Origin of the sequence: Frigoribacterium sp. MCBA15_019 (genome assembly GCF_001864945.1) — a bacterium.
Classification (GTDB): domain Bacteria; phylum Actinomycetota; class Actinomycetes; order Actinomycetales; family Microbacteriaceae; genus Frigoribacterium.
The window spans coordinates 772,985-788,464 of sequence record NZ_MJGS01000001.1 but is presented as its reverse complement, the minus strand read 5'-3'; the positions used below and the strand labels follow the sequence as shown (position 1 = coordinate 788,464).

Annotated in this window: 14 protein-coding genes; 11 read left to right on the top strand and 3 right to left on the bottom strand. The window is 70.5% G+C overall.

Features of this window, described 5'->3' with window-relative positions; all coding sequences use genetic code 11:
• The first annotated feature begins 109 nt into the window (after positions 1–109).
• The 9 genes from rpsB (at position 110) to BIV04_RS03690 (ending at position 7,020) form a co-directional block, all read left to right on the top strand.
• Positions 110–1,048, top strand: coding sequence for a 30S ribosomal protein S2 (rpsB, locus tag BIV04_RS03730; RefSeq protein ID WP_071254191.1), 939 nt, complete (start codon positions 110–112; stop codon positions 1,046–1,048).
• Between the two features lie 42 nt (positions 1,049–1,090).
• Positions 1,091–1,918, top strand: a complete 828-nt coding sequence (gene tsf / locus BIV04_RS03725) for a translation elongation factor Ts (RefSeq protein WP_043596332.1) — start codon at positions 1,091–1,093, stop codon at positions 1,916–1,918.
• A 151-nt stretch (positions 1,919–2,069) separates the two neighbouring features.
• Positions 2,070–2,789 (top strand): UMP kinase, encoded by a 720-nt coding sequence (pyrH, locus tag BIV04_RS03720; protein WP_071254190.1) that lies wholly within the window; start codon positions 2,070–2,072, stop codon positions 2,787–2,789.
• Positions 2,790–2,866: 77 nt separating this feature from the next.
• Complete coding sequence (gene frr / locus BIV04_RS03715) at positions 2,867–3,385, top strand: ribosome recycling factor (protein ID WP_054145670.1); 519 nt, start codon at positions 2,867–2,869, stop codon at positions 3,383–3,385.
• The gene (locus BIV04_RS03710) at positions 3,385–4,383 is read left to right on the top strand and encodes a phosphatidate cytidylyltransferase (RefSeq protein ID WP_083396101.1); all 999 of its coding nucleotides are present in this window, start codon (positions 3,385–3,387) and stop codon (positions 4,381–4,383) included. The genes frr and BIV04_RS03710 overlap by 1 nt, the downstream gene beginning before the upstream one ends.
• A 62-nt stretch (positions 4,384–4,445) precedes the next feature.
• Positions 4,446–5,000 (top strand): DivIVA domain-containing protein, encoded by a 555-nt coding sequence (locus BIV04_RS03705; RefSeq protein WP_083396100.1) that lies wholly within the window; start codon positions 4,446–4,448, stop codon positions 4,998–5,000.
• A gap of 347 nt (positions 5,001–5,347) precedes the next feature.
• Entirely contained in the window at positions 5,348–5,926 is a 579-nt protein-coding gene (locus BIV04_RS03700; protein ID WP_143048529.1) for a transglycosylase SLT domain-containing protein, read from the top strand.
• A gap of 48 nt (positions 5,927–5,974) precedes the next feature.
• Entirely contained in the window at positions 5,975–6,274 is a 300-nt protein-coding gene (locus tag BIV04_RS03695; protein WP_043596338.1) for a hypothetical protein, read from the top strand.
• Positions 6,271–7,020 carry an alpha/beta hydrolase gene (locus tag BIV04_RS03690; RefSeq protein WP_255364132.1) on the top strand — a complete coding sequence of 250 codons (750 nt, stop codon included), beginning with the start codon at positions 6,271–6,273 and terminating at the stop codon, positions 7,018–7,020. Before BIV04_RS03695 ends, BIV04_RS03690 begins: the two co-directional genes overlap by 4 nt.
• A gap of 67 nt (positions 7,021–7,087) precedes the next feature.
• Here BIV04_RS03690 and BIV04_RS03685 read toward each other — a convergent pair whose 3' ends face one another.
• The gene (locus BIV04_RS03685) at positions 7,088–8,146 is read right to left on the bottom strand and encodes an AI-2E family transporter (RefSeq protein ID WP_055971909.1); all 1,059 of its coding nucleotides are present in this window, start codon (positions 8,144–8,146) and stop codon (positions 7,088–7,090) included.
• Between the two features lie 73 nt (positions 8,147–8,219).
• Complete coding sequence (locus BIV04_RS03680; RefSeq protein WP_143048528.1) at positions 8,220–10,103, bottom strand: hypothetical protein; 1,884 nt, start codon at positions 10,101–10,103, stop codon at positions 8,220–8,222.
• A 241-nt stretch (positions 10,104–10,344) separates the two neighbouring features.
• On the opposite strand from BIV04_RS03680, the gene BIV04_RS03675 reads away from it, so the two are divergent.
• On the top strand, positions 10,345–12,147 hold the full coding sequence (locus BIV04_RS03675; RefSeq protein WP_071254184.1) for a hypothetical protein: 1,803 nt from the start codon (positions 10,345–10,347) through the stop codon (positions 12,145–12,147).
• On the top strand, positions 12,144–13,151 hold the full coding sequence (locus BIV04_RS03670) for a tetratricopeptide repeat protein (protein ID WP_071254182.1): 1,008 nt from the start codon (positions 12,144–12,146) through the stop codon (positions 13,149–13,151). Before BIV04_RS03675 ends, BIV04_RS03670 begins: the two co-directional genes overlap by 4 nt.
• 78 nt (positions 13,152–13,229) lie before the next feature.
• Here BIV04_RS03670 and glgB read toward each other — a convergent pair whose 3' ends face one another.
• The gene (gene glgB, locus BIV04_RS03665; RefSeq protein WP_083396099.1) at positions 13,230–15,476 is read right to left on the bottom strand and encodes a 1,4-alpha-glucan branching protein GlgB; all 2,247 of its coding nucleotides are present in this window, start codon (positions 15,474–15,476) and stop codon (positions 13,230–13,232) included.
• Between the last annotated feature and the right edge of the window lie 4 nt (positions 15,477–15,480).

Sequence of the window (15,480 nt, the reverse complement as noted above, 5' to 3'; positions counted from 1 at the left end):
GTGATCGGCGGACGTGTGCCCGGGCACCAGGCAGTGGCGACCGACCGGTCGCCCGACAACCGACAAGCAGGCGCACCCGCGGGTGCGCCCAGAAACAAGGAGAACGACCATGGCCGTCGTCACCATCCGCCAGCTGCTCGACAGCGGCGTCCACTTCGGACACCAGACCCGCCGCTGGAACCCGAAGGTGAAGCGCTTCATCCTCGCCGAGCGCTCGGGCATCCACATCATCGACCTGCAGCAGTCGCTCGGGTACATCGACAAGGCGTACGACTTCGTCAAAGAGACGGTCGCCCACGGTGGCACCATCCTCTTCGTCGGCACCAAGAAGCAGGCCCAGGGCTCCATCGCCGAGCAGGCCAACCGCGTCGGCCAGCCCTTCGTCAACCAGCGCTGGCTCGGTGGCCTCCTGACCAACTTCCAGACGGTCTCGAAGCGCCTCGCCCGCATGAAAGAGCTCGAAGACATCGACTTCGACGACACCACGCAGGGCTTCACCAAGAAAGAACTGCTGATCAAGAAGCGCGAGCTCGACAAGCTGCACAAGACGCTCGGCGGAATCCGCAACCTCACCAAGACGCCGTCCGCCCTCTGGGTCGTCGACACCAAGAAAGAGCACCTCGCGATCGACGAGGCCAAGAAGCTGGGCATCCCGGTCATCGGCATCCTCGACACGAACTGCGACCCCGACGAGATCAACTTCCCGATCCCGGGCAACGACGACGCGATCCGTTCCGTCGGCCTGCTGACGCGCATCGTCGCCGACGCCGCCGCCGAGGGCCTGGTGCAGCGTCACCAGAAGCCCGAGGACGCCGACCAGCCCGTCGAGCCCATGGCCGAATGGGAGGCCGAGCTGCTCGCGCAGGGCGAGGCCAAGGCCGCCGACGCCGCCGCCGAGGCACCTGCTGCCGAGGCCCCGGTCGCCGAGGCCCCTGTCGAGGAGAACGACGCCGACGCACAGGTCGCCGCGAAGCCCCTGGGCGAGCCGGTCGTCGAGCCCGTCGCCGAGGCCACCACGGCCGAGCCGGCCGACGCCGACTCGAAGTAGTCCTCCTCCACCCTTCCGACTCCACGAAAGGAAGTCAGACACATGGCCAACTACACCATCGCTGACGTCAAGATCCTCCGTGACCGCCTCGGCGCGGGCATGGTCGACAGCAAGAACGCCCTCGAAGAAGCCGACGGCGACATCGAGAAGGCCGTCGAGATCCTCCGCGTCAAGGGACTGAAGGGCGTCGCCAAGCGCGAGGGCCGTCAGACCACCGCGGGTCTCGTCGCCGCGAAGCCCGGCTCGGGCTACGCCACGCTGATCGAGCTCGCCAGCGAGACCGACTTCGTCGCGAAGAACGAGAAATTCGTCGCCCTGGCCGACCAGGTCCTCGAGGCCGTGCACGCGGCCGGTGCCTCCAGCGCCGCCGAGGGCAACGCCGCCGCGATCGGTGGCCAGACCGTCGAGGCCTTCGTCAACGACGAGGCCGCGCTCATGGGCGAGAAGGTCGAACTGCGCACCGTCAACCGCATCGAGGGCGAGCAGTTCGCCATCTACCTGCACAAGACCTCGAAGGACCTGCCCCCGCAGGTCGGCGTGGTCGTGGGCTACACCGGTGACGACGCCGAGACCGCTCGTTCGATCGCTCAGCACATCGCCTTCGCCGCGCCGACGTACCTGTCGCGCGACGAGGTGCCGGCCGAGCAGGTCGACAAAGAGCGTGCCATCGTCGAAGAGACCGCGAAGAACGAGGGCAAGCCCGAAGCGGCCCTGCCCAAGATCATCGAAGGTCGCCTCACCGGCTTCTTCAAGGAGATCGCCCTGCTCGACCAGGCCTACGCGAAGGACAACAAGTTGTCGGTCGCCAAGGTCGTCGACGAGGCCGGACTGTCGATCACGGGCTTCGCCCGCATCAAGGTCGGCGCCTAAGCAGCACCGTGACGGGGCCCGAGACGAACGTGTCTCGGGCCCCGTTCCCGTGCCCGGCCGAGGTGACGACGCCGGGTGCATCATCGGCGACGGACGGCGACCAGCCCGAACTCGCTAACCTGGCTAAGGCCACGACGAGACGGAGACTCGCATGACATCGGAAACCACCGGACGACGACGCGTCCTGCTGAAGCTCTCGGGCGAGGCCTTCGGCGGCGGCCAGCTCGGCGTGAACCCCGACGTGGTCGGTGCCATCGCCCGCGAGATCGCCGACGCGGCGAACGACGTCGAGATCGCCATCGTGGTCGGCGGCGGCAACTTCTTCCGTGGCGCCGAGCTCAGTCAGCGCGGCATGGACCGGGGCCGGGCCGACTACATGGGCATGCTGGGCACGGTCATGAACGCCCTCGCGCTCCAGGACTTCCTCGAGCAGGCCGGTGCCGCGACGCGTGTCCAGTCCGCCATCGCGATGACCCAGGTCGCCGAGCCCTACATCCCTCGTCGTGCCGAGCGGCACCTCGAGAAGGGACGCGTCGTCATCTTCGGTGCCGGCGCCGGTCTGCCGTACTTCTCGACCGACACCGTCTCGGCCCAGCGGGCCCTCGAGATCGGGGCCTCCGAGGTCCTCGTCGCCAAGAACGGCGTCGACGGCGTCTACTCGGCGGACCCGCGCCACGACCCGTCGGCGGTCAAGCTCGACCGGCTCACGTACCAAGAGGCACTGATGCAGGGGCTCAAGGTCGTGGACTCGACCGCCTTCAGCCTCTGCATGGACAACGGCATGCCCATGCACGTGTTCGGCATGGAAGGCGAGGGCAACATCGCCCGCGCCATCCGCGGCGAACGCATCGGAACCATCGTCAGCAACTAGACGACTAAACTCGACCGCGAACCGAACAAGGAGCACCAGTGGCGATCAACGACGTACTCACCGAGACGCGCGAGAAGATGGACAAGGCGCTCGACGCCGCCAAGAACGACTTCGGCACGGTGCGAACCGGCCGCATCAACCCGGCTCTGTTCCAGAAGATCCCGATCGACTACTACGGCACCCCGACGCCGCTGGCTCAGCTCGCCTCGCTGCAGGTGCCCGAGGCGCGCACGATGATCGTCACGCCGTACGACAAGACGGCACTGAAAGAGATCGAGAAGGCCATCGCGACCTTCCCGAACCTCGGGGCCAACCCGACGAACGACGGCACCATTGTCCGCGTCACGATCCCCGAACTGACGCAAGAGCGTCGCAAAGAGTTCGTCAAACTCGTCCGCAGCAAGGGCGAGGACGCCAAGGTCCAGGTGCGCAACGTCCGTCGCAAGTCGAAAGAAGCGCTCGACGCCCAGAAGACCGAGGTCGGCGACGACGAGGTCGCTCGTGCCGAGAAAGAGCTCGAGTCGATCACCAAGGGCTACATCGACTCCATCGACGACGCGCTGAAGAAGAAAGAAGCGGAGCTGCTCGAGGTCTGATGAGACAGCGACCCGACGGCGCCGGCCCCGACGACTCGTCACCGGCTCAGAAGAGCACCCTCGGCAGTCGCCGTGCCGACTTCGACGCTCGTGCGCAGGCGGCACGGCACGACATCGAGAACCAACTGCGGGCCGGCAAGGCACGCCTCGACTCGCGCAACGAGAAGTTGACGGCGCGCACCGGTCGCAACCTGCCGGCCGCCATCGCCGTGGGCGTGCTCCTCGGCGCGGCGGTGCTGCTGAGCCTGATCTTCGTCAAGGCGTTCTTCATGATCGTGGCCGCGGCCCTGATCGGCTCGTTGTGCTTCGAGCTCGCCAGCGCCCTCCGCTTCGCCGGCCGCGACGTGCCCCGCCTGCCGAGCGTCCTGGCCGGCGTGGCGGTCGTGCCCGCGGCCTTCTACGGGGGAGCCGGGGGCCAGTGGGCCGCTCTCGTCGGCGGCATCGTCGTCGTGTCGCTGTGGCGTCTCGTCGAGTTGGCCCGTCCCTCGCACCGTGGTGGCGCCTCCTCGCTCGGTCGCGACCTGGGTGCCGGGGCGTTCGTCCAGATCTACTGCTCGTTCCTTGGCAGCTTCATGGTCCTCATGGCCGCCCGACCCGACGGCCAGTGGTGGACGCTGTCGGCCCTCATCGTCGTGATCGCGGTCGACACCGGTGCCTACGCGACCGGCCTCAACTTCGGCAAGCACCCGATGGCTCCCCGCATCAGCCCGAAGAAGACCTGGGAAGGCTTCGCCGGCTCGGTGGCCGCCAGCCTCATCGCGGCCGTGCTGCTGTCCGTCTTCCTGCTCGACGAGCCATGGTGGTTCGGCCTCGTCTTCGGCGGCGTCATCATCGTGACGGCCACCATCGGCGACCTCTCCGAGTCGCTCATCAAGCGCGACCTCGGCATCAAGGACATCAGCACCTGGTTGCCTGGTCACGGCGGTTTCCTCGACCGGCTGGACAGCACGCTGCCGTCGGCGGCTGCGGCCTACGGTCTCTACCTGCTGTTCGCCTAGGGCACTCCGCCGAGAGCGAGGGGCCGCGCGTCCAGCGGCTTGCCATCGGGCCATGCGGCATGATGGTGGCCGTGAGCAGCACATTCCCGATCGTTCCCAAGGGCAAGCGGGGTTACGACGTCGACGAGGTCGACGCGTTCCTGGACGAGGCCCGCAAGGCCTACGCAGGCGCCGTCAGCCTCGGCATCGACTCCGCCCGCATCCGACGCACCGCCTTCGGATTGACCAAGAACGGCTACTCGACGGCACATGTCGACGCCGCGCTCGAACGTCTCGAGGACGCCTTCGCCAGTCGCGAGCGTGAACGTGCGGTCTCGTCGGGGTCCGAGTCCACGTGGTTCTCGACCGCGCGGTCCGGGGCCGAGGACATCGTGGCTCGGCTCGAGCGACCGCAGGGGCACCGCTTCGATCGGGTCGGCATCCTCACGACGGGCTACCACCCGCGAGACGTCGATCGCCTCACCCGACGGCTTCACGGCTACTTCACCGACGGCCGCCCCCTCAGCATCGACGACGTCCGGGGATCGGTCTTCCGGGCCAAACGTGGCGGCTACCGAGAGAGCCAGGTCGACCTGCTCCTCGACACGGTGGTCGACGTCATGCTCGCCGTCCGCTGACGGCCGCGGCCCGTGCCTCGCACGGCGGCGGGGTGCGTCGCGACACGCTGACGCGTCGTCCCTGGTCCTCCGGCGTCCCATCGGTTACCCTGGACGGACTCATGGGCAGGCACGCAGCGAATCCGACCCCCGGTCCCTCTCGACGAGAGCACCCGGCCGCGGTCGAACGACCCTCGACCCGCCGACGCGTCCGCGTGCCGGCTTCCCAGAGCGTCGTCCGTCGCCCGGCAGCCGGTTCACTCGCGTCCACCGGGCCCGCCCGCGGAACCGACTCGGCTCTTCGTCGACCCGGTGTCCCGCGTCGGGTCGTCCTGCCTCTCGTCGGTTTCTGTGCGTCGTTCGCCTTCGTGTCGGCCTCGCTCGTCAACCCGCTGGCCGGTGCCGAGGCCGCGACGACCGTTCCTGGTGCCGCGTCGGTGCTGACGGCCCCCGGCCAGACCCTCACCGTCGCCGCTGCTGCCGTGACGGTCGCCGACCGAGACGCGTACGGCGTCACCGAATACGTGCCGCCGCCGCCTCCGCCCGTCGTGGTGGCCGAGACCGAGAAGCCCGAGGCCTCCTCGAGTGCGACGCCCGGTGCCGCCAAGAAGTCGTCGGTTGCTCCCGTGGCTGGTACGCCCGACCCGGGCAGCGCCAAGGCCGTCGCCGCAGAACTCGTCGCGGCTCGGGGCTGGGGTTCCGACCAGTACGACTGCCTCGTGTCCCTCTGGCAGAAAGAGTCCGGCTGGAACGTCTACGCCTCCAACCGGTCGAGCGGGGCCTACGGCATCCCCCAGGCTCTGCCGGGTAGCAAGATGGGTTCCGTCGGCGCCGACTGGCAGACCAACCCGGCGACGCAGATCACCTGGGGGCTCAACTACATCGGTGGCCGCTACAGCACCCCGTGTGGTGCGTGGGCGCATTCCGTCGCCAACAACTGGTACTGACCCGTCGCACGGCCCTCGACCCCGAGGGCCGTTGCTACGCTGGTCGTCATGCCCCGCAGCAACCGTTCCCGTCGCTCGCGCGACCGGCGTGAGGCAGACGAGGCGTACGACATCAGCCGGGCATCGTTCGGCGGTCTGACGGTCGAGACCAAGCACGGGCGTTCGTTCAACGTGCAGTCGGTCTCGGCGTCGTCGGCAGTCAAAGAATACGTCTGCCCCGGCTGCTCGCTGGGCATCGCTCCCTCGACACCGCACGTCGTGGCATGGCGCGCCGACGGGCTCTTCGGTGCCGAGGACGACCTGGCGGCGCGCCGTCATTGGCACACCCACTGCTGGAGGATCTCGTGACCACCCCCGACACCGACACCGACGCCCTCGACATCCGCGGGGGAGTCCTGCTGCCCGCGCGCCGCGAAGACGTCGAGCTGCACACCGGCGACGGTCTGACGTTGGTGGGCGAGTTGAGCCTCCCGGCGGACCGCGAGCCCGTCGGCACGATCGTCGCGCTGCATCCCCTGCCCACCGCCGGGGGGTTCATGGACTCCCACGTCATCCGCAAGGCTGCGGCCCGCCTGCCCGCCCTGGCCGACCTCGCCGTGCTGCGGTTCAACTTCCGCGGGGTGTCGTCCCCCCGCGGACGGTCCGAGGGCGAGTTCGGCGAGGGCGTGGCCGAGGCGGCCGACCTCGCCGCTGCCGTGGCCTTCGTGCGCGATCGGGGCCTGCCCACCCCGTGGTTGGTGGGCTGGTCGTTCGGCACCGAGGTCGCCCTGAAGCACGGCCTCGACGTCGAGGTGGCGGGCGTCGTCCTGCTGTCCCCGCCCCTGCACCGCACGTCCGATGCCGAGCTCGAGGCCTGGCACGGCTCCGGACGACCCGTGGTCGCCGTCGTGCCCGAGTTCGACGACTACCTGCGGCCCGACGAGGCGCGACAACGGTTCGCCCTCGTGCCCGAGGCCGAGGTCGTCGCCGTCGAGGGCGGCAAGCACCTCTGGGTCGGCGAGAAGCAGACCAGCCGCGTGCTGACCGAGATCGTCGGCCGGGTCGCCCCCGGTGCCCTGCCGCTGCCGTCCACCTGGCCACCCCGCGCCTCCTGATTGCACGGCCGCCGGATGGCGGCCCGCGTCGCCCACCGTGGGGCGCAGCGGGCAGGTGTGATGCCCCTCAGAGCTGGTTCTGGCGGGGGACGTAGACCTCGCGGATGATCAGCAAGATCGACGCGGCGACCGGGATGGCGATGAGGGCGCCGAGCACGCCCAGCAGCGTGCCGCCGACGAGGGCCGCGATGACCACGATCACGCCCGGCACGCGGACCGCCCGACGCATGATTCTCGGACTCAGCAGGTAGGCCTCGACCTGCATGTAGACGAGGTAGTAGACGGCTGCGGTGACCCAGGTGGCCGGTGACTGGGGCAGCAGCGCGATCTGCGCCAGCACGATGATCGCCGAACCGCTGATGGTGCCGACGAGGGGGATGATCGAGCCGAGGAACGCGATGAACGCGAAGACGGCCGGCTGTTGGGCTCCGATGATGGTTAGGAACACGAAGCTGAGGATGCCGTTGAGCGCCGCGAGCGTGAACTGACCGATGACGTAGCGACCCACCGACTGGCTGATCTGTTCGGAGATGTCGACGAACGTGGCCCGTTTCGAGGCCGGGACGAGCTGGTACAGGGCGCGCTTGACGCTGTTGATCGACGAGGTGAAGTAGATCGTCAGGATGACCACGACGACCGTGCCGAAGAGGCCGTTGCCGATCGCGACCCCGACGGCGAGGACTCCACCACCGATCGTGACGACGTTGTCGGGGTTGGTCAGGAAGTCGACGATGGAGTCGAGCGCGTTCTGCACGTCGAAGACGTTCTGCGGGACGAGTTCTTGCAGGTTGTCGACGAACTGTTGAGTGGTGACGCTCTGCAGGTACGAGGTCAGCGCCTCGATCAGGCTCGTGGTCTGCTGGACGATGACGGGGACGATCGCGAAGACGACGCCGACGAAGGCGCCGACCACCGCCACGAGGACGATCACGATGGCGATGCCCCGGGGCACCCGGCGCTTCTCGAGCCACGAGACGATCGGGTCGAGACCCAGTGAGATGAACAGGGCCGCGCCCACGTAGGTCAGGATCGTCGACAGCTGGCCGACGGCGCCCCCGATCACGAGGGCGACGAGCACGCCCAGGCCCGCGAGCAGACCGATGCGGAACGGGTTGTGGATCTTCACGGGCGGGCTCCTGTCGACGGCGCGGGCCGGTCGAGGCCACGGCGGCACCGACTGCCCGACACGGCCTGTCGTCCTACTCTGGCGTACCGCCGCCGACTTGTCCGATCATGCCACGCAGGTTCTCGAAGTAGTCGGCGACGGCGTCGCGTTCGCGCGTGATCTCGGCGAGGCGCTCTTCGGCGTCGCCGACGATGTCGTCGGCCCGCTGCTGGGCGTCGGCCAGGATCGACCGCGAGCGTTCGTCGGCGTTGGTGAGGACCTCGTGGGCCGTCTCGTCGGCGTCCGTCCGCGTCGTGCGGGCGTACTCGTTCGCGCTGCGCTCGAGCTCGTCGGCCTCGCGCCGCACCTCGGTGGCACGACGGGTGGCCTCGGCGAGCTGTTCGGCCGCCGAGTCGAGCAGCTCTTGGGTCTCGGCGACGGCTTGCTGGTGTCGCTGCGTGAGCTCGACCTCGGCTTCGTCGCGACGGGCCAGCAGCTCGACCTCGAGGTCGGCCCGCCCCTGGTCGACGTCGCGACGCAGGTCGGCCGTGGCCCGCTCGCGGTCGGCCTCGAGCCCGGCCCGGACCCGGACGTCGTCGGCGGCCAGGCGGGCGCGCTGGGCCTCGGTCTCGTCCGCCAGGGCGGCGCGGGCCTCGGCGGTCTCGGCGGCGAGTTCGGCACGTGCCTGCTCGATCTCGGCGGCGAGTTCGGCCCGTCGGTCGGCGTCCTCTCGGGCGAGACGGTCGGCCTGCGCCTCGCTCTCGCGGGAGAGGCGCTCGTCGGTCTCGACGGTGATCCGCTCGATGCGTTCGCGGGACGTGGTCTCGGCGAGGTCGAGTTCGTCGCGGCGACGCCGGGTCTCGCGGTCGAGCTCGGTGCGGGCGTCACCCACCTCTTTCTCGAGTTCGGCCCGGGCCTGCGCGATCTCGGCCGCGAGGCGGTCGCGACCGGTGGCGATCTCGCGCTCGAGCTCGACCCGGGTGGACTCGACCTCGTCGGTGAGGTCGGCACGGGTGGCGTCGACGTCGCGGGCGAGGAGCGCCCTGGTCTCGGCGACCTCGTGGGCGAGCTCGGCGCGGGCCGCGGCGACGTCGCGCTCGAGTTCGGCGCGCTGGGCCGCGACGTCGTCGGCCAGGTCGGCCCGGGCGGCCGTGATCTCGCGCTCGAGTTCGGCGCGGCGGGCGCCGACCTCGGCGTCGAGGTCGGCACGGGTGGTCTCGTCGAGCCGGGCCAGCTCGGCGCGGATCGTGACGCCCTCGCGGTCGAGGTCGGCGCGCTGGCGCTCGGAGTCGCTCTCGAAGACGGCTCGGGCCTCGCGCGTGTCGGCGGCGAGCGTCTCGGCCTCGTCGCGGGCCTCGGCGAGGTCACGGGCGACGGCGGCCCGCTGTTCGGCGACCTCGTGCTCGACCTCGGCCCGCAGCGCGGCGGCCTCCCGTCGCGCCGTCGACACGTTCTGGGCGGCCTCGGTCGCCGCCGAGCCGCGGATCGAGATGGCGTCGCGCTGTGCCTCTTGCAGCAGGTCGCGGGCCTCGGCTTTGGCGCGCGCGACCAGACGGTCGGCGTCGGCGGTGGACTCCGCGACCTGCGCCGCGGCACGGCCCCGGGCGTCGTCGAGCACGGCCGCGGCCCGTTCGGTGGCGTCGTCGACCAGGCGCTTCGCCTCGGACGTGGAGGACGAGCGCAGAGCCTCGGCGTCGATGTCGGCCTGGCTGATCAGGAGGGTGGACTGCTGTTCGGCCAGGCGCAGGGTCTGCTCGAGCTTGCTGCCGAGGCCCGAGTACGTGGGGGTGCCGGCCTCTTCGAGTTCGGCACGGATCTCGTCCACCCGCTGTTGGAGGAACGCGACCTCGCCGGCGCGGTCGGCCCGGTCGGCGTTGGCCTTGATGAGCTCGCGGCGCAGGTCGCCGAGCACGCGGTCGACCTCGTCCTTGCGGTAGCCCCGGAGTTCAATGCCGAAATCGGCTTCGTCAGCGGCCACGGTGTCTCCTTCGGTGCAGGGTTCGGGCCAGGGGAGCGCGGCCCGCGTCACGATGCTAGTGGGAGGCCCTCGACGGACGCCGACCGACGGGTTAGGCGCCTCTCAGCCTCGTCGGATACGCTGAGCCGTCTTAAATTCTGCTGCCGCGCCCGGCCTCCTGGCCAGGCTCGTGCGAGGCCCGTCGTCGACTACGACGGTTCCTGGCGCCCCGACCGGGATGGTGGCTCGGAGGGAGAGAAACGTGCGTTTCATCGTCGCAGTCGTCGTCGTCGTCCTGGCGGCGGTGATGGTGGCGTTGGGCTTCGCCCAACGCACCGTCTTCGCGCCCCCGCCGAGCGTGTCGTCCCAGGTCGACACCAGCGACTCCGACGCGACCGTCACGGTCGTCCCGGCCTCGGCGCTGCACGGCCACGACGGGCGTCAGACGGTGTCGGTCTCGGGTGGCGAGACCGCGTTCGCCGCCTACGGCCGCACGTCCGACGTGCTCGGCTGGGTGGGTGACGCCAGCTACAACGAGGTCGAGTACGACCAGGCCACCGGCGAGCTCGCCAGCCGCACGGTCGCGGGCGACACCGCCGAGGTCCCCGACCCGACGGACTCCGACCTCTGGTTCGACCAGTTCACCGGCAGCGACCTCACCTTCTCGCTCGACGCGCCCGACGACGTCTCGCTCGTCATCGTCTCGGACGGCACGCAGCCGGCCCCGGCCGACGTCCGCATCACCTGGCCTCTCTCGACCGCGACCCCCCTGGCCGGGCCGCTGATCGTCGGCGGCCTCGTGGTCCTGCTGATCGGCATCGGTCTGTACGTCTGGGCGATCCTGCACCACCGCCGCACGCGCGGCCCGCGCCGACGCTCGGGCGACGGGAAGCGACCCCGCCTGTCGCGCCGGGCCGGCCGCAAGGCGGTCAAGGCGCTCGACGCCGCCGGCACCGAGACGCTCGCGCCCGGCCGTGGTCGGGCCCGCGGCATCCGTCGGCTCGTCGCCGTGGTGCCGATCGTGCTGGTCTCGTCGCTCGCCCTGTCGGCGTGCACCGCCGACTACTGGCCGCAGCAGGCACCGGCGGCGGGTTCCGACTCGGCCACCCCGACCCCGACGCCCACCTCGACCGACGGCACGGAGTCCGGTGACACGGGCAATGCGCTGCAGCCCCCCGTGATCAGCGTCGCCCAGGCGAAGCGCATCGTCGAACGCATCTCGGCGACGGCGACCGAGGCCGATGCCTCGCTGAACGCCGACCTCGCGGCCACCCGCTTCACGGGCCCCGCCCTCGAACAGCGCCAGGCGAACTACACGATCCGTTCCAAGGACGCCGCAGCCGCCGCCCCCCTGGCCATCCCGACCGGCACCGTCACGCTCACGCTGCCGCAGCAGGCAGACTCGTGGCCACGGTCGGCGTTCGTCGTCGTGCAGGACGCCGACACGAGCGTCGCACCCGTCGCCCTCACGCTCGAACAAGAGACCGCGCGAGACCCGTACAAGGTCGAGTACGCGGTCAGCCTCCAGACGCAGACGCCGTTGACGGTCGCCCCCGCGTCGATCGGCGCCGCCCGGCTCTCGCCCGACGTCAAGCTGCTCAAGCTGCAGCCCGACCAGCTCGCCGAGGCCTACGGCGACATCCTGCGCAACGGCGACGAGAGCCAGTACGCCGCCCAGTTCCAGACCGACGGCGACACCCTGCGCGAGAAGATCGGCAAGGCCTACAAGGACGCCAAGCGTGCGGCCCTGCCGACCACCGCGTCGATCGACTACACGTCGCAGGCCGACGACGAGACCCCGGTCGCCTTCGCCACCAACGACGCCGGAGCCATCGTCTCGGTCGCGTTGAACGAGATCGAGACCGTCAAGCCGACGGCCACCGGCGCCAAGGTCAACCCCGAGGGCACCGTCAAGACCCTGCTGGGCCTCGACGAGTCGTCGAAGGGCATCGAGGCGACCTACGGCGTCGAGCTCTTGTTCTCCGTCCCGCCCGTCGGCAGCGACGACCCGATCGTCCTGCTCGGTTTCAGCCAGGCCCTCACCTCTGCCAAGGAGCTGCCATGACCAACCTTCCCCCCGTCCCCGCAGGTCTCCGCGGGGCCGTCGACCTCTCGTCGCTCGTCAACCGCCCGCCGGCCCCCACCCCGGCCGGCCCGTCCGACGGCTCGCCCGCCGACGGCGCGACCGCAGGAGGCGCGGGTGGCGCCCCGGCCCCGGCCGCCGGTCAGGTCGCGGTGCCGGGCCTCGTGCTCGACGCGACCGACGCCACCTTCACGCAGGTCCTCGAGATCAGCAACACCGTCCCGGTGATCGTCGACCTCTGGGCCGAGTGGTGCGGCCCGTGCAAGCAGCTCTCGCCGGTCCTCGACAAGCTGGTCGGCGAATACGCCGGCCGCCTGCTGCTCGTCAAGGTCGACGTCGATGCCAACCCCCAGCTGACGCAGGCCTTCCAGGCCCAGTCGATCCCGGCGGTCGCCGCGGTGATCGGCGGCCGGCCCGTCCAGCTCTTCGTCGGGGCCCTGCCCGAGGCCCAGGTGCGCGACGTCTTCGAGCAGGTGCTCGAGCTCGCCGCGCAGAACGGCGTGACCGGCACGGCGGTGGTCGACGGCGCCCCGGCGGGCGAGGCCGACGAGGTCGAGCCCGAACCGGAGCCGCTGCCCCCGCACCACCAGGACGCCTACGACGCGATCGACCGGGGTGACTACGCCGCGGCGATCACCGCCTACAAGACGGCCATCGCTCAAGACCCTCGCGACCAGCTCGCCGTGGCCGGTCTCGCCCAGGTGTCGTTGCTCGAGCGGCTGCAGGGCGCGTCGCTGGCCGACGTCCGTGCGGCGGCTGCCGCCGCCCCCACCGACCTCGGCGCCCAGCTCGACGTGGCCGACCTCGACCTCAGCGGTGGGCACATCGACGACGCCTTCGACCGTGTGCTGACCGTCTTCCCGTCGCTCGACCCCGAGGGCCGTGACGCCGCCCGGGCCCGCCTGCTCGAGTACTTCGAGATCGTCGGGGTGGACGACCCCCGGGTGGCGACCGCCCGCCGTCGTCTGGCGATGCTGCTGTACTGAGCCGCGCCTCCTGCGTGGACGACGGAACCCCCGCGACCCGGAAGGGTGGCGGGGGTTCCGTCTCGGTGGAGCCGAGGCTCAGCGGCGCAGCTTGAGCCAGACGACGCCGAGCGGCGGCAACTGTACGTCGGCCGCGGCGGGGCGTCCGGCCCAGGGGTCGTCGGTCGCGGTGACGCCGCCGAAGTTGCCGACACCCGAACCGCCGTAGACCTCGGCGTCGGTGTTGAGGATCTCGTCCCACCGACCGGCCTCGGGCAGGCCGAAGCGCATGCGCACCGGTTCACCCGAGAAGTTCGCCAGGACGGCGACCGAGTCGCCCGAGCCGGACTTGCGGAGGAAGGCGACGACGCTGTGCTGGGCGGCGCCGCCGTCGATCCACTCGAAACCGTCTGTGTCGAAGTCGTGCGCCCAGAGCGCGGGCTCGTCGCGGTACACCTCGTTGAGGCGCGACACGAGTCCGTGCAGCCCCTGGTGCACGGGCTGGTCGAGGATCCACCAGTCGAGCCCTCGTTCTTCGCTCCACTCGCTGGGCTGGCCGAACTCGCTGCCCATGAAGAGCAGCTGCTTGCCGGGGTGGCCCCACATGTACGCGAGGTAGGCGCGCAGGTTGGCGAGCTTCTGCCACTGGTCGCCGGGCATCTTGTTGAGCAGCGACCCCTTGCCGTGCACGACCTCGTCGTGGCTGATCGGCAGCATGAAGTTCTCGCTGAACGCGTAGACGAACGAGAAGGTGATCTCGCCGTGGTGGTGCGAGCGGTAGAGCGGGTCCTCGGCGACGTAGCCGAGGGTGTCGTGCATCCAGCCCATGTTCCACTTGATGCCGAAACCGAGTCCGCCCTCGCTGGTCGGGCGGGTGACGCCGGGCCAGCTCGTGCTCTCTTCGGCGATCATGACGATGCCGGGGTGACGCTTGTAGGCCGTGGCGTTGGCCTCTTGGAGGAAGCTGATCGCCTCGAGGTTCTCGCGTCCGCCGAACTCGTTCGGCAGCCATTCGCCCTCGTTGCGGCTGTAGTCGAGGTAGAGCATCGAGGCGACGGCGTCGACGCGCAGCCCGTCGATGTGGAACTCCTCGAGCCAGTAGAGGGCGTTCGAGACGAGGAAGTTGCGCACCTGCGAGTCGCCGAAGTTGAAGACCAGCGTGCCCCAGTCGGGCTGTTCGCCGCGGCGCGGGTCGGAGTGCTCGTAGACGGCGCGACCGTCGAACTTCGCCAGGGCCCACTCGTCCTTCGGGAAGTGCCCGGGCACCCAGTCCATGATCACGCCGATGCCGGCCTGGTGCAGCCGGTCGATCAGGTAGCGCAGGTCGTCGGGGCTGCCGAACCGGCTGGTCACGGCGTAGTAGCCGGTGACCTGGTAGCCCCACGAGCCGCCGAAGGGGTGCTCGGCGAGCGGCATGAACTCGACGTGGGTGAAGCCGAGCTCGCCGACGTACTCGATCAGCTGGTCGGCCAGTTCGCGGTAGTTCAGCCCCGGGCGCCAAGAGCCGACGTGCAGCTCGTAGACGCTCATCGGGCCGGCGTGGACGTCGTTCTCGGCGCGGGCGGCCATCCAGGCGTCGTCGGCCCAGGCATGGGCGGCCTTCGTGACGACCGAACCGGTGAGCGGCGGCACCTCGGAGGTGCGAGCCATCGGGTCCGCGCGTTCGACCCAGACGTCGTCGGGGGTGAGCACCTCGTACTTGTAGATGCCGTCCGTCACGCCGGGCACGAAGAGCTCCCAGACGCCGTTGCCGTCGAGGCGGCGCATCGCGTGCCGCTCGCCGTTCCAGCCGTTGAGGTCGCCCTTCACGCGGACGGCACGGGCGTGCGGCGCCCAGACGGCGAACGAGGTGCCGGTGACGCCTTCGTGCTCGCGCACGTGGCTGCCGAGCATCTTCCAGAGCTGCTCGTGGCGGCCCTCGCCGAAGAGGTACAGGTCGAACTCGGTGACGGTGGGGGCGAAACGGTAGGGGTCGTCGGAGACCCACGCCGCGCCTCCTTCGTAGGTCGCCTCGACCGTGTACGCGTCGACCGGCTCGCTCGTGACACCCTGCCAGAGGCCGTGGGCCACGTGCTCGAGCGCGAGGGACGACCCGGAGGCGCTGGTCACGGTGACCGTCTCGGCCAGCGGTCGGACGACGCGGACGGCGGTGCGGCCGCCGCGGGGGTGCGCGCCGAGGACGGCGTGCGGGTGGCCGTGGGTGCCGGTGGCGGCGGAGAAGACCTCGTCGTCGCCGAGGGAGAACAGGCCGTCGGCGTCGCTCGCCACGGCGGGGTCGACCCGGGTGTCGGTGCCCTGGTCGGTGCCGGTGCCGGCGTCGGGGCCGGTCGGGGGAGTAATGGTCATCGGG

Excerpts from the sequence above, each read along its gene's own strand:
- rpsB (WP_071254191.1), top strand. The coding sequence starts at position 110 with ATGGCCGTCGTCACCATCCGCCAGCTGCTCGACAGCGGCGTCCACTTC.
- tsf (WP_043596332.1), top strand. The coding sequence starts at position 1,091 with ATGGCCAACTACACCATCGCTGACGTCAAGATCCTCCGTGACCGCCTC.
- pyrH (WP_071254190.1), top strand. The coding sequence starts at position 2,070 with ATGACATCGGAAACCACCGGACGACGACGCGTCCTGCTGAAGCTCTCG.
- frr (WP_054145670.1), top strand. The coding sequence starts at position 2,867 with ATGGACAAGGCGCTCGACGCCGCCAAGAACGACTTCGGCACGGTGCGA.
- BIV04_RS03710 (WP_083396101.1), top strand. The coding sequence starts at position 3,385 with ATGAGACAGCGACCCGACGGCGCCGGCCCCGACGACTCGTCACCGGCT.
- BIV04_RS03705 (WP_083396100.1), top strand. The coding sequence starts at position 4,446 with ATGGTGGCCGTGAGCAGCACATTCCCGATCGTTCCCAAGGGCAAGCGG.
- BIV04_RS03695 (WP_043596338.1), top strand. The coding sequence starts at position 5,975 with ATGCCCCGCAGCAACCGTTCCCGTCGCTCGCGCGACCGGCGTGAGGCA.
- BIV04_RS03670 (WP_071254182.1), top strand. The coding sequence starts at position 12,144 with ATGACCAACCTTCCCCCCGTCCCCGCAGGTCTCCGCGGGGCCGTCGAC.
- glgB (WP_083396099.1), bottom strand. The coding sequence starts at position 15,476 with ATGACCATTACTCCCCCGACCGGCCCCGACGCCGGCACCGGCACCGAC.